Annotated in this window: 27 protein-coding genes; 1 reads left to right on the forward strand and 26 read right to left on the reverse strand. The window is 65.8% G+C overall.

What is annotated here, in order from left to right:
• Positions 1 to 91: 91 nt before the first annotated feature.
• From rplO to rpsJ, 21 genes are all read right to left on the reverse strand, one after another.
• Complete coding sequence (rplO, locus tag ACGFR7_RS26880) at positions 92 to 547, reverse strand: 50S ribosomal protein L15 (RefSeq protein WP_393324203.1); 456 nt, start codon at positions 545 to 547, stop codon at positions 92 to 94.
• Between the two features lies 1 nt (position 548).
• Positions 549 to 731 (reverse strand): 50S ribosomal protein L30, encoded by a 183-nt coding sequence (gene rpmD / locus ACGFR7_RS26885; protein WP_030074796.1) that lies wholly within the window; start codon positions 729 to 731, stop codon positions 549 to 551.
• Positions 731 to 1333, reverse strand: coding sequence for a 30S ribosomal protein S5 (gene rpsE, locus ACGFR7_RS26890; protein ID WP_088798403.1), 603 nt, complete (start codon positions 1331 to 1333; stop codon positions 731 to 733). Before rpsE ends, rpmD begins: the two co-directional genes overlap by 1 nt.
• Positions 1334 to 1379: 46 nt before the next feature.
• Positions 1380 to 1763 carry a 50S ribosomal protein L18 gene (gene rplR / locus ACGFR7_RS26895; RefSeq protein ID WP_327156251.1) on the reverse strand — a complete coding sequence of 128 codons (384 nt, stop codon included), beginning with the start codon at positions 1761 to 1763 and terminating at the stop codon, positions 1380 to 1382.
• Positions 1764 to 1766: 3 nt separating this feature from the next.
• The gene (gene rplF / locus ACGFR7_RS26900) at positions 1767 to 2306 is read right to left on the reverse strand and encodes a 50S ribosomal protein L6 (RefSeq protein ID WP_350251609.1); all 540 of its coding nucleotides are present in this window, start codon (positions 2304 to 2306) and stop codon (positions 1767 to 1769) included.
• A 22-nt stretch (positions 2307 to 2328) separates the two neighbouring features.
• The gene (rpsH, locus tag ACGFR7_RS26905) at positions 2329 to 2727 is read right to left on the reverse strand and encodes a 30S ribosomal protein S8 (protein WP_227046489.1); all 399 of its coding nucleotides are present in this window, start codon (positions 2725 to 2727) and stop codon (positions 2329 to 2331) included.
• A gap of 238 nt (positions 2728 to 2965) precedes the next feature.
• Complete coding sequence (locus ACGFR7_RS26910; RefSeq protein ID WP_004571834.1) at positions 2966 to 3151, reverse strand: type Z 30S ribosomal protein S14; 186 nt, start codon at positions 3149 to 3151, stop codon at positions 2966 to 2968.
• Between the two features lie 2 nt (positions 3152 to 3153).
• Positions 3154 to 3714, reverse strand: a complete 561-nt coding sequence (gene rplE / locus ACGFR7_RS26915; RefSeq protein ID WP_086717611.1) for a 50S ribosomal protein L5 — start codon at positions 3712 to 3714, stop codon at positions 3154 to 3156.
• The gene (gene rplX, locus ACGFR7_RS26920) at positions 3714 to 4037 is read right to left on the reverse strand and encodes a 50S ribosomal protein L24 (RefSeq protein ID WP_006604883.1); all 324 of its coding nucleotides are present in this window, start codon (positions 4035 to 4037) and stop codon (positions 3714 to 3716) included. The genes rplE and rplX overlap by 1 nt, the downstream gene beginning before the upstream one ends.
• 3 nt (positions 4038 to 4040) lie before the next feature.
• Complete coding sequence (rplN, locus tag ACGFR7_RS26925; protein WP_003992364.1) at positions 4041 to 4409, reverse strand: 50S ribosomal protein L14; 369 nt, start codon at positions 4407 to 4409, stop codon at positions 4041 to 4043.
• A gap of 106 nt (positions 4410 to 4515) precedes the next feature.
• Positions 4516 to 4797 (reverse strand): 30S ribosomal protein S17, encoded by a 282-nt coding sequence (gene rpsQ / locus ACGFR7_RS26930; RefSeq protein ID WP_006604882.1) that lies wholly within the window; start codon positions 4795 to 4797, stop codon positions 4516 to 4518.
• Positions 4797 to 5021, reverse strand: coding sequence for a 50S ribosomal protein L29 (rpmC, locus tag ACGFR7_RS26935; RefSeq protein WP_033269705.1), 225 nt, complete (start codon positions 5019 to 5021; stop codon positions 4797 to 4799). Before rpmC ends, rpsQ begins: the two co-directional genes overlap by 1 nt.
• Positions 5021 to 5440, reverse strand: coding sequence for a 50S ribosomal protein L16 (gene rplP / locus ACGFR7_RS26940; RefSeq protein ID WP_006604880.1), 420 nt, complete (start codon positions 5438 to 5440; stop codon positions 5021 to 5023). The genes rpmC and rplP overlap by 1 nt, the downstream gene beginning before the upstream one ends.
• Positions 5441 to 5445: 5 nt before the next feature.
• On the reverse strand, positions 5446 to 6273 hold the full coding sequence (gene rpsC, locus ACGFR7_RS26945; protein WP_030986147.1) for a 30S ribosomal protein S3: 828 nt from the start codon (positions 6271 to 6273) through the stop codon (positions 5446 to 5448).
• Positions 6273 to 6620, reverse strand: coding sequence for a 50S ribosomal protein L22 (gene rplV / locus ACGFR7_RS26950; protein WP_037839423.1), 348 nt, complete (start codon positions 6618 to 6620; stop codon positions 6273 to 6275). The genes rpsC and rplV overlap by 1 nt, the downstream gene beginning before the upstream one ends.
• Positions 6621 to 6663: 43 nt before the next feature.
• On the reverse strand, positions 6664 to 6945 hold the full coding sequence (gene rpsS / locus ACGFR7_RS26955) for a 30S ribosomal protein S19 (RefSeq protein ID WP_030986146.1): 282 nt from the start codon (positions 6943 to 6945) through the stop codon (positions 6664 to 6666).
• Positions 6946 to 6957: 12 nt separating this feature from the next.
• Positions 6958 to 7794, reverse strand: a complete 837-nt coding sequence (rplB, locus tag ACGFR7_RS26960) for a 50S ribosomal protein L2 (RefSeq protein ID WP_350251611.1) — start codon at positions 7792 to 7794, stop codon at positions 6958 to 6960.
• Between the two features lie 39 nt (positions 7795 to 7833).
• Positions 7834 to 8157 carry a 50S ribosomal protein L23 gene (rplW, locus tag ACGFR7_RS26965; protein WP_006604875.1) on the reverse strand — a complete coding sequence of 108 codons (324 nt, stop codon included), beginning with the start codon at positions 8155 to 8157 and terminating at the stop codon, positions 7834 to 7836.
• The gene (gene rplD / locus ACGFR7_RS26970; RefSeq protein WP_393324213.1) at positions 8157 to 8807 is read right to left on the reverse strand and encodes a 50S ribosomal protein L4; all 651 of its coding nucleotides are present in this window, start codon (positions 8805 to 8807) and stop codon (positions 8157 to 8159) included. The genes rplW and rplD overlap by 1 nt, the downstream gene beginning before the upstream one ends.
• Positions 8808 to 8815: 8 nt before the next feature.
• A complete protein-coding gene (gene rplC / locus ACGFR7_RS26975; RefSeq protein WP_030986140.1) occupies positions 8816 to 9460 on the reverse strand; it encodes a 50S ribosomal protein L3 in 645 nt (214 codons plus the stop codon).
• Positions 9461 to 9474: 14 nt separating this feature from the next.
• Positions 9475 to 9783 carry a 30S ribosomal protein S10 gene (rpsJ, locus tag ACGFR7_RS26980; protein ID WP_014054162.1) on the reverse strand — a complete coding sequence of 103 codons (309 nt, stop codon included), beginning with the start codon at positions 9781 to 9783 and terminating at the stop codon, positions 9475 to 9477.
• 958 nt (positions 9784 to 10741) lie between these two features.
• Between rpsJ and ACGFR7_RS26985 the strand changes: the two genes are divergently transcribed.
• Complete coding sequence (locus tag ACGFR7_RS26985) at positions 10742 to 10936, forward strand: hypothetical protein (protein ID WP_393324216.1); 195 nt, start codon at positions 10742 to 10744, stop codon at positions 10934 to 10936.
• A 109-nt stretch (positions 10937 to 11045) separates the two neighbouring features.
• On the opposite strand, the gene tuf is transcribed toward ACGFR7_RS26985, so the two are convergent.
• The 5 genes from tuf to ACGFR7_RS27010 form a co-directional block, all read right to left on the reverse strand.
• The gene (tuf, locus tag ACGFR7_RS26990) at positions 11046 to 12239 is read right to left on the reverse strand and encodes an elongation factor Tu (RefSeq protein ID WP_129295742.1); all 1194 of its coding nucleotides are present in this window, start codon (positions 12237 to 12239) and stop codon (positions 11046 to 11048) included.
• 154 nt (positions 12240 to 12393) lie between these two features.
• Positions 12394 to 14514 carry an elongation factor G gene (gene fusA, locus ACGFR7_RS26995; RefSeq protein WP_393324219.1) on the reverse strand — a complete coding sequence of 707 codons (2121 nt, stop codon included), beginning with the start codon at positions 14512 to 14514 and terminating at the stop codon, positions 12394 to 12396.
• A gap of 39 nt (positions 14515 to 14553) precedes the next feature.
• Positions 14554 to 15024, reverse strand: a complete 471-nt coding sequence (gene rpsG / locus ACGFR7_RS27000; protein ID WP_085925683.1) for a 30S ribosomal protein S7 — start codon at positions 15022 to 15024, stop codon at positions 14554 to 14556.
• 2 nt (positions 15025 to 15026) lie between these two features.
• The gene (rpsL, locus tag ACGFR7_RS27005; RefSeq protein WP_003948652.1) at positions 15027 to 15398 is read right to left on the reverse strand and encodes a 30S ribosomal protein S12; all 372 of its coding nucleotides are present in this window, start codon (positions 15396 to 15398) and stop codon (positions 15027 to 15029) included.
• Between the two features lie 402 nt (positions 15399 to 15800).
• Positions 15801 to 16289 carry a DUF1707 and DUF4190 domain-containing protein gene (locus ACGFR7_RS27010; RefSeq protein WP_393324537.1) on the reverse strand — a complete coding sequence of 163 codons (489 nt, stop codon included), beginning with the start codon at positions 16287 to 16289 and terminating at the stop codon, positions 15801 to 15803.
• Positions 16290 to 16494 lie beyond the last annotated feature (205 nt).

Here is a 16494-nt window from a genome sequence, read left to right on the forward strand (position 1 = left end):
ATCCCACCTTACCGGCGACCATACCCCCGTGGAACGACCAACCGGGGATGCCCCAAACGATGGGCATCCCCGGTCAGTTGAGTCAGCGAACTCAGATGAGTTCGGTGACGGCGCCGCCGGCAGCGGCGATCTTCTCCTTGGCGGAGCCGGAGACGGCGTCAACCGTCACCTGCAGCGCCACGGAGATCTCGCCGGTGCCGAGCACCTTGACGAGCTCGTTCTTGCGCACCGCGCCCTTGGCGACCAGGTCGGCCACCGTGACCTCGCCACCCTGCGGGTAGAGCGCGGCCAGCTTGTCCAGGTTCACGACCTGGAACTGCTTGTGGGCGGGGTTCTTGAAGCCCTTCAGCTTCGGGAGGCGCATGTGGAGGGGCATCTGCCCACCCTCGAAGCGCTCCGGAACCTGGTAACGGGCCTTCGTGCCCTTGGTACCACGACCAGCGGTCTTACCCTTGGACGCCTCACCACGACCGACACGGGTCTTGGCGGTCTTGGCGCCCGGGGCGGGCCGGAGGTTGTGGACCTTCAGCGGGTTGTTCTCCGCCATGTCAGTCGACCTCCTCAACCGTCACGAGGTGGCGGACGGTGTGCACCATGCCGCGGAACTCGGGGCGGTCCTCCTTGACAACCACGTCGTTGAGCCGCTTGAGGCCCAGCGAACGGAGGGTGTCGCGGTGGTTCTGCTTGCTACCGATGAAGGACTTCGTCTGCGTGATCTTGAGGTGCGCCATTACGCGGTCACCCCGGCACGCGCCCGCAGCAGAGCGGCGGGAGCAACGTCCTCCAGCGGCAGGCCACGACGGGCGGCGATCTCCTCGGGACGCTGCAGCCCCGAGAGAGCCTCCACCGTGGCGTGCACGATGTTGATCGGGTTCGACGAACCGAGCGACTTGCTCAGCACGTCGTGGATGCCCGCGCACTCCAGAACGGCACGCACGGGGCCACCGGCGATCACACCGGTACCGGGGGAAGCCGGCTTGAGCAGGACGACGCCCGCAGCCTTCTCGCCCTGGATGGGGTGAGGGATGGTGCCCTGGATACGGGGGACCTTGAAGAAGTTCTTCTTGGCCTCTTCCACGCCCTTGGCGATGGCAGCCGGAACTTCCTTGGCCTTGCCGTAACCGACACCTACGGTGCCGTCACCATCGCCCACCACGACCAGCGCGGTGAAGCTGAAGCGACGGCCACCCTTGACAACCTTGGCGACACGGTTGATCGCGACAACGCGCTCAACGTATGCGGTCTTCTCGGCGGCAGCGCCACCGTCGCGACCCTTCCGGTCCCGCCGCTCGCCGCCACCGGCACCGCTCCCGCGGCGCTGGGGTCCAGCCATTGGATTTACCTCTCTCTGTTACGTCCGCTAGCTCCGGAACCGGGGCTTAGAACTTCAGCCCGGCTTCGCGGGCGGCGTCGGCCAGAGCGGCAATCCGCCCGGCGTACTGCTTGCCACCACGGTCGAACACGACGGCCTCGACACCGGCGGCCTTGGCACGCTCGGCGACCAGGGAACCGACCTGCTTGGCCTGAGCGCTCTTGTCGCCCTCGCCACCACGGATCGACGCGTCCAGGCTCGACGCGGAGGCCAGCGTGTGGCCCGCGATGTCGTCGATGACCTGAGCGGTGATGCCACGGTTGGACCGCGTCACCACCAGACGCGGACGGTCCGGGGTACCCGAAATCCGCTTACGGATCCGGATGTGGCGCCGCTTGGCGGCGGCCCGCTTGTAAGCGTCGCCCTTGGCGATCTTCACACCGTATGCCATGGCTTACTTACCAGCCTTTCCGACCTTGCGGCGGATGACCTCGCCGGCGTACTTGACGCCCTTGGCCTTGTACGGGTCAGGCTTGCGCAGCTTGCGGATGTTCGCCGCAACCTCGCCGACCTTCTGCTTGTCGATGCCCTCGACGCTGAGCTTGGTCGGGGACTCGACCTTGAAGGAGATGCCCTCGGGGGCCTCGATCAGGATCGGGTGGCTGTAGCCCAGGGAGAACTCCAGGTTGGAGCCCTTCGCCTGGACGCGGTAACCGACACCGCTGATCTCGAGCGCCTTGCTGAAGCCCTGGGTCACGCCGGTGATCATGTTCGCCACCAGCGTGCGGGACAGGCCGTGCAGGGCCTTGTTCTGACGCTCGTCGTTCGGGCGGGTGACGGCGATGACGCCGTCCTCACCCTTGGCGACCTCGATGGGCGCTGCGACGGTGTGCGAGAGAGAACCCTTGGGGCCCTTCACCGCGACCGTACGGCCATCGATGGTGACGTCCACACCAGCGGGAACCTGGATGGGCAGCTTGCCAATACGCGACATTAGCTATTCCTCCGTTCCCTGGTTACCAGACGTAGGCGAGGACTTCCCCACCCACGCCCTTCTTGCTGGCCTGCTGACCGGTCAGGAGACCGTGGGACGTGGAGATGATCGCCACGCCCAGGCCGCCGAGGACCTTCGGCAGGTTGGTGGACTTTGCGTAGACCCGCAGGCCCGGCTTCGAAATCCGCTTGATGCCGGCGATCGAGCGCTCGCGGTTCGGGCCGAACTTCAGCTCGAGGGTGAGGTTCTTGCCAACCTCGGCGTCCTCGACCTTCCAGCCGGTGATGTAACCCTCCTGCTGGAGGATCTCCGCGATGTGCGACTTGATCTTGCTGTGCGGCATCACGACGGTGTCGTGGTACGCCGAGTTCGCGTTACGCAGACGGGTCAGCATGTCTGCGATGGGATCAGTCATGGTCATGAATTGGCCTTCGGCCTCTCTCGCCGGGGTTTCCTATGTGCGCCATCCCTCTCCCCGATCAGAGTCGGGACGGGTGCGGCGCGGGGACCTACGGCGTAGTAAGCGACTTTATGCGGGCTCGGCCCGCGGTCGGTCTCGGGCGGCGGTGCGCCCAAACCCCTCTACCCTACGGGAAAAGAGGGATGGGCGCCCGCCGGCCGAATGCTTACCGAGAGCCCTGGTCGTCCCAATGAAGGGATTACCAGGAGCTCTTGGTCACGCCCGGCAGCTCGCCACGGTGAGCCATCTCACGAAGGCACACGCGGCACAGGCCGAACTTGCGGTAGACGGAGTGCGGACGGCCGCAGCGCTGGCAACGCGTGTACGCGCGGACAGCAAACTTCGGCTTACGAGCCGCCTTAGCGATCAGAGCCTTCTTCGCCACGGTCAGTTCTCCTTGAACGGGAAGCCGAGGTGACGAAGCAGGGCGCGGCCCTCATCGTCGTTGGACGCCGTGGTGACCACGGTGATGTCCATGCCCCGCGTCCGGTCGATCTTGTCCTGGTCGATCTCGTGGAACATGACCTGCTCCGTGAGACCGAAGGTGTAGTTGCCCCGACCGTCGAACTGCTTCGGGGACAGACCACGGAAGTCGCGGATGCGCGGCAGCGCCAGCGACAGCAGGCGGTCCAGGAACTCCCACATGCGGTCACCGCGGAGGGTGACGTGGGCACCGATCGGCTGGCCCTCACGCAGCTTGAACTGCGCGATGGACTTACGGGCCTTGGTGACGGCCGGCTTCTGTCCGGTGATCGTGGTGAGGTCGCGGATGGCGCCCTCGATCAGCTTGGAGTCGCGGGCGGCGTCGCCCACACCCATGTTGACCACGATCTTGGTCAGACCGGGGATCTGCATGACGTTCTCGAGCGAGAACTCGTCCTTCAGCTTCCCGGCGATCTCTTCGCGGTAGCGCGTCTTGAGACGCGGCGCGTTGGTGGTGGCAGTCATCAGATGTCCTCACCGGTCCGCTTGGCAACGCGGATCTTGTTGCCCTCGTCGTCGAAGCGGTACCCGACGCGGGTGACGACCTTGTTGCCGTCCTTCTCCACCACGAGCTGAACGTTGCTCACGTGGACAGGGGCTTCGGTCGTCACGATGCCGCCGGTCTTCGAACCACGAGCGGTCTGTCCGGCCTTGGTGTGCTTCTTGACCCGGTTGACACCCTCGACCAGGACACGGTCCTCGCGGGGGAAGGCCTGGATGACCTTGCCCTGCTTGCCCTTGTCCTTACCGGTGATGACCTGGACCAGGTCGCCCTTCTTGATCTTCATCGGTTACAGCACCTCCGGCGCGAGCGAGATGATCTTCATGAACTTCTTCTCGCGCAGCTCCCGGCCCACGGGGCCGAAGATGCGGGTGCCGCGGGGGTCGCCATCGTTCTTGAGGATGACGGCCGCGTTCTCGTCGAAGCGGATGTACGAGCCGTCCGGACGGCGGCGCTCCTTGACGGTGCGAACGATGACCGCCTTGATGACGTCACCCTTCTTCACGTTGCCACCGGGGATCGCATCCTTCACGGTGGCGACGATGACGTCACCGATGCCCGCGTAGCGGCGACCGGAACCACCGAGAACACGGATGCAAAGGATTTCCTTCGCACCAGTGTTGTCGGCGACCCGCAGTCGCGACTCCTGCTGGATCACGTCTATCTCCTGTGTGTCTGCCGGTTCCCGGCAGGGGCTGCCGCTTACGTGACGAGCCCCTGCCGAGCCTGGCGGAACTGTTCCTAGGGGGTCCCCCTAGGAGGGATTACTTGGCCTTCTCGAGGATCTCGACGATGCGCCAGCGCTTGGTGGCGGACAGCGGCCGGGTCTCCATCAGGAGGACGCGGTCGCCGACACCGGCAGCGTTCTGCTCGTCGTGCGCCTTGAGCTTGTTGGTACGGCGGATGACCTTGCCGTACAGCGCGTGCTTGACGCGGTCCTCGACAGCGACGACGACGGTCTTGTCCATCTTGTCGCTGACGACGAGACCCTCACGGGTCTTGCGGAAACCGCGCTCGTTCGTCTCAGTCACATTCTTCTCGCTCATCAGGCGCTCTCCACCGTCTCGATGCCCAGCTCGCGCTCACGCATCAGGGTGTAGATCCGGGCGATGTCCTTACGGACGGACTTGAGCCGACCGTGGTTCTCGAGCTGTCCGGTCGCCGCCTGGAAGCGGAGGTTGAACAGCTCCTCCTTGGCCTCACGAAGCTTGGCAACGAGGTCCTCGTTGTTCAGCTCGCGCAGCTCGGTCGCCTTGATACCGGCCGCCATCACGACTCACCTGCCTCGCGCCGCACGATGCGGCACTTCATCGGAAGCTTGTGGGCGGCGCGGGTCAGCGCCTCCTTGGCAACCTTTTCGTTCGGGAAGGACAGCTCGAACATCACCCGACCGGGCTTGACGTTCGCGACCCACCACTCCGGAGAACCCTTACCGGAACCCATGCGGGTTTCGGCCGGCTTCTTCGTGAGCGGGCGGTCCGGGTAAATGTTGATCCAGACCTTGCCGCCACGCTTGATGTGACGGGTCATCGCGATACGAGCGGACTCGATCTGACGGTTCGTCACGTAAGCCGGGGTGACGGCCTGGATGCCGTACTCACCGAAGGCCAGCTCGGTGCCACCCTTGGCCATACCGCTGCGCTTCGGGTGGTGCTGCTTGCGGTGCTTGACCCTGCGAGGGATCAGCATGTCGGTCAGGCCTCCGTTCCGGGGGTCTCCGCCGGAGCAGCGGCAGCGGCCTCGGCCTTGGGGGCCTCGGCAGCGGCGGTCTGCTGCTGCGGCTTGCGGCCACCGCGGCCGCCACGCTCGCCACCGCGGCGCGGGCGGTCGTTGCCGCCACCGCGGGCCGGGCGGTTACCCGCACGGGCGGCAGCGTTCTCGGCACGCACCTCGGCGATGTTCTTGACGTCGCCCTTGTAGATCCAGACCTTCACACCGATGCGGCCGAAGGTGGTCTTGGCCTCGAAGAAGCCGTAGTCGACGTTCGCACGGAGCGTGTGCAGGGGCACACGGCCCTCGCGGTAGAACTCCGAGCGGGACATCTCGGCGCCGCCGAGACGGCCACCGCACTGGATCTTGATGCCCTTGGCGCCGGCCTTCATCGTCGACTGCATGCTCTTACGCATGGCGCGACGGAAGGAGACGCGGGACGAGAGCTGCTCGGCGACGGCCTGGGCCACGAGCTGAGCATCGGTCTCGGGGTTCTTGACCTCGAGGATGTTCAGCTGGACCTGCTTGCCGGTCAGCTTCTCCAGCTCGCCGCGGATGCGGTCGGCCTCGGCGCCGCGGCGGCCGATGACGATGCCCGGACGAGCGGTGTGGATGTCAACGCGGACGCGCTCACGGGTGCGCTCGATCTCCACCTTGGAGATACCGGCGCGCTCCATGCCCTTCGTCATCATGCGACGAATGGCGACGTCTTCCTTGACGTAGTCCTTGTACAGCTTGTCGGCGTACCAACGCGACTTGAAGTCGGTGGTGATGCCGAGCCGGAACCCGTGCGGGTTAACCTTCTGGCCCATTACCGGGTTCCTTCCTTGCTGCTGACGACCACGGTGATGTGGCTGGTCCGCTTGCGGATCCGGTAGGCACGGCCCTGGGCGCGCGGACGGAACCGCTTCAGGGTCGGGCCCTCGTCGACGTATGCCTCGGAGATGACGAGGCTGCCGGCGTCGGTGTGGTCGTAGTTGTGCGCGGCGTTGGCAATGGCGCTGTCCAGCACCTTGCCCACCGGCACGCTCGCGGCCTGCGGGGCGAAACGCAGGACCGCCTGAGCCTCCGTGGCATTCATGCCACGGATAAGGTCCACCACGCGGCGGGCCTTCATGGGCGTGACGCGGATGTACCGCGCCTGGGCCCTGGCTTCCATGGTTGTCCCTTCGGTGTCAGTCATAGTCTTCGCACTCCGCCGATCAACGACGCCGCGACTTGCGGTCGTCCTTCTCGTGGCCGCGGAAGGTGCGGGTCGGCGCAAACTCGCCGAGCTTGTGGCCGACCATCGACTCGGTGACGAACACCGGGACGTGCTTGCGGCCGTCGTGCACCGCGATCGTGTGGCCGAGCATGGCCGGGACGATCATGGAGCGGCGGGACCAGGTCTTGATGACGTTCTTGGAGCCGGCATCGTTCTGAACATCCACCTTCTTGGAAAGGTGGTCGTCGACGAAGGGCCCCTTCTTGAGACTGCGCGGCATCTAAACCCGCTCCTAGCGCTTCTTGTTCGTCTTGCGGCGGCGGACGATGTACTTGTTGCTCGCCTTCTTCGGCGAACGAGTACGACCCTCCTTCTGACCCCACGGCGAGACCGGGTGGCGACCACCGGAGGTCTTGCCCTCACCACCACCGTGCGGGTGGTCGACGGGGTTCATCACGACACCACGCACGGTCGGGCGGACGCCCTTCCAGCGCATGCGGCCGGCCTTACCCCAGTTGATGTTCGACTGCTCGGCGTTGCCGACCTCGCCGACGGTGGCGCGGCAGCGCACGTCGACCAGGCGGATCTCACCGGACGGCATACGAAGGTGAGCCATGCGGCCCTCCTTCGCCAGCAGCTGCACGGAGGCGCCGGCCGAGCGGGCGAACTTCGCGCCGCCGCCCGGACGCAGCTCGATCGCGTGGATCGTCGTACCCACGGGGATGTGACGCAGCGGCAGGTTGTTGCCCGGCTTGATGTCGGCGCCAGCGCCGTTCTCAATCCGAGCACCCTGGACCAGGCCACGGGGCGCGATGATGTAGCGCTTCTCGCCGTCTGCGTAGTGCAGGAGCGCGATGCGCGCGGTGCGGTTCGGGTCGTACTCGATGTGCGCGACCTTGGCCGGCACGCCGTCCTTGTCGTGACGACGGAAGTCGATCACGCGGTAGGCGCGCTTGTGGCCACCACCCTGGTGGCGAACGGTCACACGACCGGCGTTGTTACGGCCGCCCTTGCTGTGCAGCGGGCGGACCAGCGACTTCTCCGGCGTGGACCGCGTGACCTCGACAAAGTCGGCGACGCTGGAGCCACGACGGCCCGGGGTCGTCGGCTTGTACTTGCGGATACCCATTTCTCAGTCCTCGTCCGATTCCGGACGACTCGGACTCCCTTAGGAGACCGGGCCGCCGAAGATGTCGATACGGTCGCCCTCGGCGAGGGTCACGATGGCGCGCTTGGTGTTCGCACGCTTGCCGTAACCGGTGCGGGTGCGCTTGCGCTTGCCCTGCCGGTTGATCGTGTTGACCCCGGTGACCTTGACCGAGAAGACCGCCTCGACGGCCTGCTTGATCTGGGTCTTGTTCGAGCCCGGCGCGACGATGAACGTGTACTTGTTCTCGTCCAGCAGGGCGTAGCTCTTCTCCGAGACAACCGGCTTGACGAGCACGTCACGCGGGTCCGAGAAGGTCTTGCTGGTGACGACGGCCTCAGTCATCAGGCGTCGCTCCCTTCGGTCTCAGCGGCCTTGGGGCCAGACACGAAGGACTCGAAGGCGGCCTTGGTGAAGACCACGTCGTCGGAGACGAGCACGTCGTACGTGTTCAGCTGGCCCGGCTCCAGGATGTGAACCTGGGGCAGGTTGCGGGCGGACAGCCACGCGGCCTCGTCGCTGCGCTCGGCGACCAGGAGCACGTTCTTGCGCTCGCTGACCTTGCCGAGAAGAGCCTTGGCGGCCTTGGTGGAGGTCGCACCCTCGACCACGCCGGAAACGACGTGGATGCGGGAGTTGCGGGCCCGGTCGGTGAGGGCACCGCGCAGGGCGGCAACCTTCATCTTCTTCGGGGTCCGCTGGCTGTAGTCACGCGGCACGGGGCCGTGGACGATGCCACCGCCGGCGAACTGCGGCGCACGGGTCGAACCCTGGCGCGCGCGGCCGGTGCCCTTCTGGCGGTACGGCTTCTTGCCACCGCCGCGGACCTCGCCGCGAGTCTTGGTCTTGTGCGTGCCCTGACGGGCAGCGGCCAGCTGTGCGACAACGACCTGGTGGATCAGCGGAACGCTGACCTTGGCGTCGAAGATCTCCGTGGGGAGCTCGACGGTACCGGCCTTGTCGCCTGCCGGCGAAAGGATGTCAATGGTGCTCATCGGTTACCTCAGGCCCCCTTGGCCGCGGTACGGACCAGGACGAGGCCGCCGTTCGGACCAGGAACTGCGCCCTTGATGAGCAGCAGACCCTTCTCCGCGTCAACGGCGTGGACGGTCAGGTTCTGGGTGGTGACCCGCTCATTGCCCATACGGCCGGCCATCCGCATGCCCTTGAACACGCGGCCCGGGGTGGCGCAGCCACCGATGGAGCCAGGCTTACGGTGCACGCGGTGGGCACCGTGGGAGGCCTTGCCGCCATGGAAGCCGTGACGCTTCATGACACCGGCGAAGCCCTTGCCCTTGCTCTTGCCGGTCACGTCCACCTTGACGCCGGACTCGAAGGTCTCAGCGGTCACTTCCTGGCCGAGGGTGTACTCACCGGCATCGGTGGTACGGACCTCGACGAGGTGGCGACGGGGGGTGACGTCGGCCTTCGCGAAGTGGCCCTTGAGGGGCTTGTTCACCTTGCGCGGGTCGATCTCGCCGAAGGCGATCTGGACGGAGTCGTAGCCGTCCTGGTCATTGGTGCGCACCTGGGTAACGACACAGGGGCCGGCCTTGACCACAGTGACCGGGACGACACGGTTGTTCTCGTCCCAGACCTGGGTCATGCCGAGCTTCTCGCCCAGGATGCCCTTGATCTGCTTAGCCATCTCTTCCGCGCCTCTCAGAGCTTGATCTCGATGTCAACGCCGGCCGGAAGGTCCAGGCGCATCAGCGAGTCAACGGTCTTGGGCGTCGGGTCGAGGATGTCGATCAGGCGCTTGTGCGTGCGCATCTCGAAGTGCTCGCGCGCGTCCTTGTACTTGTGCGGCGACTTGATGACGCAGTACACGTTCTTTTCAGTGGGCAGCGGCACCGGGCCCGCGACCGACGCACCAGTACGGGTCACCGTCTCGACGATCTTCTTCGCCGAGGAGTCGATGACCTCGTGGTCGTAGGCCTTGAGCCGGATGCGGATCTTCTGTCCCGCCATGGCTACTTCGTAGTCCTGTCTCTCGTAAACGCTCTGGGACCCGGCGTGCTGTGCTCCGTGAGGAGCACCGCCCTACCTCCGACCCCCGCGGTCGGGCGTGTCGCGCGCCTTCCGGTAAATCCCCACAAGGAGGATCCCTCTGGAAGGAATGCGTGGGGGTAGGACACCCACCGGGCGCCTGGCCGAGGCACCCCGCTGAGCTTCCCGGAAGATTCCCGTATTTCCGACCCTGAGAAGGGACGACGAATACCTGGGACTCGCTTCCGGTCCTCCCGGCGGGAGGCGCGCAGCATCGGCACTCAACCGAGCAACCTGGACAGTGTGCCATACAGGCCACGGAACTGGCCAACTGAAGCGGGAGACACTACCCGACCGCCGGACAGAACGGCGCCCGCGCGGCCGCGGCGCGCGTCGCGAACTCACCGGCCCGCCGTCCGACACCCCCACCGGGCCTCCGCCGGTCACCGCCGAAGCCGCAGGGAAGCCGTGGGGGCCGCAATCAGCGCCGCTGCGCCGGTGGCGGCGAACCTCGACACCCTCTGCGCCCTTTTCCCGCCGTAGCCGTCTCCCCGGACGGTTCCTGGGACGTGCGGCAGTCAGCCGGCAACGCCGCATTGCTGTCCACGGTCGCCGGCGCACTCACCATGGCAGTAGCAGCCCTGACCGCCTTCACCATGGCGGCCCATTGACGGAGCAGGGCAGCGATAGAGCAGCTCTTTGGCTACGCGGGATGACCTCCCGATCGCGACGCCTCCGAAAGGGGCAGGGAATTGACGGAGTTCGTCCTTACCGACCCGGCGACACACGGCTGCCATCTCGGACTCTTCCCGGAAGCGGAGGCCTTCTTGCGCTCGTACGGGTTCCTGGACGTGCCCTTCTTCCCCGCCGCCGGACACGCGGACCGCTTCAACACCTACGCAAAATTCTGCAGGCTAAGGCCGGGCAGAACTCCAAGATCATGGACGGTACGCAGCAGTCTGCCTTCCTCATCGGCCGGGAAAGAATCGAGAACGGACTCGTGGTGCTGGACCTCGATGAGCGGATGTCTTACCTGCACCATTCCGGCACCTACTACGCAGGAAAAGGAATGCACGAAGCGTTTTCCAACCTGCATACGGTGCGCCTTCAGCCCATCGAGGAATACCTCTCCTGACCCGCCGAAGACACTCACCCGAACGTCAAGGAGCCCCGCCCACCCGAGGGTGAACGGGGCTCCTTGTGAGCTCCGGGGAGCTACGACCGGATCAACCGGATCAACGGAATTACTTGTTGATCTTGGTGACCTGGCCGGCGCCGACGGTCCGGCCACCCTCACGGATGGCGAACTTCAGGCCCTCCTCCATGGCGACCGGCTGGATCAGCTCGACCGACATCTCGGTGTTGTCGCCCGGCATGACCATCTCGGTGCCCTCGGGGAGGGTCACGACGCCGGTCACGTCCGTGGTACGGAAGTAGAACTGCGGGCGGTAGTTGTTGAAGAACGGGGTGTGGCGGCCACCCTCGTCCTTCGACAGGATGTACGCCTGGGCCTCGAACGAGGTGTGCGGCGTGACCGAACCCGGCTTGATGATGACCTGGCCGCGCTCGACGTCCTCGCGCTTGATACCGCGAAGCAGCAGACCGACGTTCTCACCGGCCTGGCCCTCGTCGAGGAGCTTCCGGAACATCTCGATACCGGTGACCGTGGTGGTGGTCTTCTCGGTCTTGATGCCGATGATGTCGACGGTCTCGTTGACCTTGAGGACACCACGCTCGATACGACCGGTGACAACGGTGCCACGGCCGGTGATCGTGAAGACGTCCTCGATCGGCATCAGGAACGGCTTGTCGACGTCGCGCTCGGGCTGCGGGATCGACTCGTCGACGGCGGCCATGAGCTTGAGGACGGAGTCGCCCCACTCCTTGTCGCCCTCGAGCGCCTTGAGCGCCGAGACCTTGACGACCGGAACGTCGTCGCCGGGGAACTCGTACTCGGAGAGGAGCTCACGGACCTCAAGCTCGACGAGCTCCAGGATCTCCTCGTCGTCCACCATGTCGGCCTTGTTCAGGGCGACAACGATGTACGGAACGCCGACCTGGCGGGCCAGGAGCACGTGCTCCTTGGTCTGCGGCATCGGGCCGTCGGTGGCGGCGACCACGAGGATGGCGCCGTCCATCTGCGCCGCACCCGTGATCATGTTCTTGATGTAGTCCGCGTGACCGGGGCAGTCGACGTGGGCGTAGTGACGGTTCTCCGTCTGGTACTCGACGTGCGCGATCGAAATCGTGATACCGCGCTGGCGCTCCTCGGGAGCCTTGTCGATCTGGTCGAAGGCCGAGGCCTCGTTGAGCTCCGGGTACGCGTCGTGCAGCACCTTGGTAATGGCGGCCGTGAGGGTCGTCTTACCGTGGTCAATGTGACCGATGGTGCCGATGTTGACGTGCGGCTTAGTCCGCTCGAACTTCGCCTTCGCCACTGGTTCCTCCTGAAGTGGTTCTGTACGCCTTACTCATCGGCGCCAGGTGATCTTTGCTGGGATGCCGGCTGACGGGGCAATCCTCACGGTTGCGGGGATTACCCCATCAGACGGTGTCAAGCCTAAAGCGTGTTCCGACTCTCGGGAGACGGACCTACTCGCCCTTGGCCTTCGCGATGATCTCCTCGGCGACGTTCCGGGGAACCTCGGCGTAGGAGTCGAACTGCATCGAGTAGCTTGCGCGACCCGAGGTCTTGCTGCGGAGGTCTCCGACGTAGCCGAACATCTCCGACAGGGGGACCAGGCCCGTGACGAGCTTGGCGCCGCTGCGCTCCTCCATGGACTGGATCTGTCCACGGCGGGAGTTGATGTCGCCGATCACGTCGCCCATGTAGTCCTCGGGCGTGGTGACCTCGACCTTCATCATCGGCTCGAGCAGGGCCGGGGAGGCCTTGCGCGCGGCCTCCTTGAAGGCCATCGAACCGGCGATCTTGAAGGCCATTTCCGACGAGTCGACCTCGTGGAAGGCACCGTCGAGGAGGGTGACCTTGACGCCGGTCAGCGGGTAGCCGGCGAGAACACCGAACTCCATGGCCTCCTGGCAGCCCGCGTCCACGGACGGGATGTACTCCCGCGGGATACGGCCACCGGTGACCTTGTTCTCGAACTCGTACCCGTCGCCCTCGAGCGGCGCAATCGCGATCTGGACCTTCGCGAACTGGCCGGAGCCACCGGTCTGCTTCTTGTGCGTGTAGTCAAGACGCTCGACCGGCTTGCGCAGGGTCTCGCGGTACGCGACCTGCGGCTTGCCGACGTTGGCCTCGACCCGGAACTCACGCTTCATACGGTCGACCAGCACGTCGAGGTGCAGCTCGCCCATACCCGCGATGATGGTCTGGCCGGTCTCCTCGTCGGTGTGCACCTGGAACGAGGGGTCCTCTTCGGCGAGCCGCTGGATGGCGACACCCAGCTTCTCCTGGTCGCCCTTGGACTTCGGCTCGATGGCGACCTGGATGACCGGGGCCGGGAACTCCATCGACTCCAGGATGACCGGCTTGCCGGCATCGCAGAGGGTCTCACCGGTGGTGGTCTGCTTCAGACCCATGACGGCGACGATGTCACCGGCACCCACCGACTCGATCTCCTCACGCTTGTTCGCGTGCATCCGGTAGATCTTGCCGATGCGCTCCTTCTTGCCCTTCACCGAGTTCTGCACCTGCGAGCCGGCCTCGAGGCGGCCCGAGTAGATGCGGATGAAGGTGAGCTTGCCCAGGTGGGGGTCGCTCGCAATCTTGAACGCAAGAGCGGACAGCGGCTCGTCCTCGGACGGCTTGCGCTTGATGACCTCTTCCGGGTCGTTGACCGCGTGGCCCTCGATGGCCTCGACGTCCAACGGGGAGGGGAGGTAGCGCACGACCGCGTCGAGCAGGGGCTGGACGCCCTTGTTCTTGAACGCGGTACCGCAGAACACCGGGGTCACGGTGGTGTTCTCGGCCTTGCCCGAAGCGATGGTGATCCGGCGGATCGCCGCGTAGAGCTGCTCCACGGTGGGCTCCTGGCCCTCCAGGTACAGCTCCATGATCTCTTCATCGTTCTCGGCAACGGCCTCGAGCAGCTTGCCGCGCCACTCGTCGGCAGCCTCGATGTGCGTGTCCGGGATGTCGACGGTGTCGTACATCTCGCCCTTGGCAGCCTCGGCCGACCAGACCAGGGCCTTCATGGTGACGAGGTCGACGACGCCCTTGAAGTCCGCCTCGGTGCCGATCGGCAGCTGCATCACGATCGGGGTCGCGCCCAGGCGGTCCACGATCATGTCGACGCAGCGGTGGAACTCGGCGCCCGTACGGTCGAGCTTGTTGACGAAGCAGATACGCGGAACGCCGTAGCGGTCCGCCTGACGCCAGACGGTCTCGGACTGGGGCTCGACACCGGCAACGCCGTCGAACACCGTCACCGCACCGTCCAGGACGCGCAGCGAGCGCTCCACCTCGACCGTGAAGTCGACGTGGCCCGGGGTGTCGATGATGTTGATGGTGTTGTCGACGTTTTCCAGCGGCCAGTGGCAGGTCGTCGCGGCAGACGTGATGGTGATGCCGCGCTCCTGCTCCTGCTCCATCCAGTCCATCGTGGCAGCGCCGTCGTGGACCTCACCGATCTTGTACGAAACACCGGTGTAGAACAGGATCCGCTCGGTGGTGGTCGTCTTGCCCGCGTCGATGTGGGCCATGATCCCGATATTGCGGACCTTGGCCAGGTCAAGCGAAGTGGTGGCCATAGTGGCTCAATCTTCTCTCGGTCTCGATGTGGGTTGCGACTACCAGCGGTAGTGCGCGAAGGCCTTGTTGGACTCGGCCATCTTGTGCGTGTCCTCGCGCTTCTTGACCGAAGCGCCGAGGCCGTTGGAGGCGTCCAGCAGTTCGTTCATGAGGCGCTCGGTCATGGTCTTCTCGCGGCGGGCGCGGGAGTAGCCCACGAGCCAGCGCAGCGAGAGGGTGCCGGCACGGCCGGGCTTGACCTCGACCGGGACCTGGTAGGTCGCGCCACCGACACGGCGGGACTTGACCTCAAGGGTCGGCTTGATGTTCTCGAGCGCGCGCTTGAGCGTGATGACCGGGTCGTTACCGGTCTTCTCGCGCAGACCCTCCATGGCGCCGTAAACGATGCGCTCGGCGGTGGAGCGCTTTCCGTTCAGCAGCACCTTGTTGATGAGGGAGGTCACCAGAGGAGAACCGTAGACCGGGTCGATGATGACCGGGCGCTTCGGGGCGGGGCCCTTACGAGGCATTCTTACTTCTCCTTCTTGGCGCCGTAGCGGCTGCGAGCCTGCTTGCGGTTCTTGACGCCCTGCGTGTCGAGGGAGCCTCGGATGATCTTGTACCGAACACCCGGCAGGTCCTTCACACGACCACCACGCACGAGCACGATCGAGTGCTCCTGCAGGTTGTGGCCCTCACCCGGAATGTAAGCGGTGACCTCGATCCCGCTGGTCAGACGCACACGCGCGACCTTACGCAGGGCCGAGTTCGGCTTCTTCGGGGTGGTCGTGAAAACACGCGTGCAGACGCCACGGCGCTGGGGGGAACCCTCGAGCGCGGGCGTCTTGTTCTTCTCGACCTTGTCCTGCCGGCCCTTGCGGACCAGCTGCTGGATCGTAGGCACCGTTTCTCCGGTTTCTGTGTGCCAGTCTCGGTAAAGCTAACCTGGAACATCTCCGACCCACGCGGTCGGGTGTGTCGAATACTGCAGTCCGGTCCCTCGCTGGAACGAGTGAGGCGGCAGATTGCGGTGTCAAAACCCGGCTTCCGTGCTGTGACCCTCCAGGCCTGAGGCTGTGGAGAATTGCGCGCACGGCAGCCCAGGGACACCCCAGGCACAAGGTCAGAGCGTACCTACCGCATGGGCTGCGGTCAAAACAAATGCACACGCGAAGGACACGCCGGACTCCTCACGGCGTTGCGGCCACCGTAGTGCGATCAGCGACCGTACGGAAGAAGGCACCGCCCCGCTGCCGCCGCCCCTGCGCCACCGCCGCGGCCGCCTGCCGTCCGGGCCGCGGACCACTCAGAGGTTGGCCGCCGCCGACAGCACGAAGACCAGCAGAAACAGCGCCCAGCCACCGATCGCCAGCCAGCCCAGCACCAGCCCCGCGGTGGCCTGGCCGTCGCCGCGCTCGCCGGTGCGGCGGATCTCGGCGCGTGCCTTGTGCCCCAGGATCACCGCGGGAATCGCCGTCAGCCCCCAGGTCACCGGCGTCATGATCCCGCAGACAAGCGCGCCCGTCGCCGAACTGTTGGTGTGCACCGGAGCCGGCATCTGCATCGGCATCGGCATGAACGTCGCCGGCACCATCGGCCGCTGCGGCTGGAACTGAGCCTGCGGTACCGGTCCCTGCGGAAGATCCGCGACCAGCATCTGCAGCTCGGCGTGGGTCTGCGCCTCGTAGGCCCGCCCTATCCTCTGTTCGTACTCCGGCTGCTGCAGCCGCCCCTCGGCGAAACCCGCCTTGAGCACATCGACCGCCCGCTCGCGATCAGCGTGCGAGGCGCGCATCGCCGGCACCTGATGCGACGGCTGAGCCGGCTGCCCGCCCTGCCACGGCTGGAATGCCACTTCGCGAACCTCCCCCGCTCGACAGTTCTCCCCATCTTCTCATCACAGACGCAGCAATGGGAGGACAAGTTCCGCCGTGCGGCCCCCAACCCTGCGGGAGAGGCCGGACAACGCCGCAGGGCGGCCACCCCGCGAGGGATGGCCG

This window comes from Streptomyces sp. NPDC048516, assembly GCF_043199875.1.
Lineage (GTDB): Bacteria > Actinomycetota > Actinomycetes > Streptomycetales > Streptomycetaceae > Streptomyces.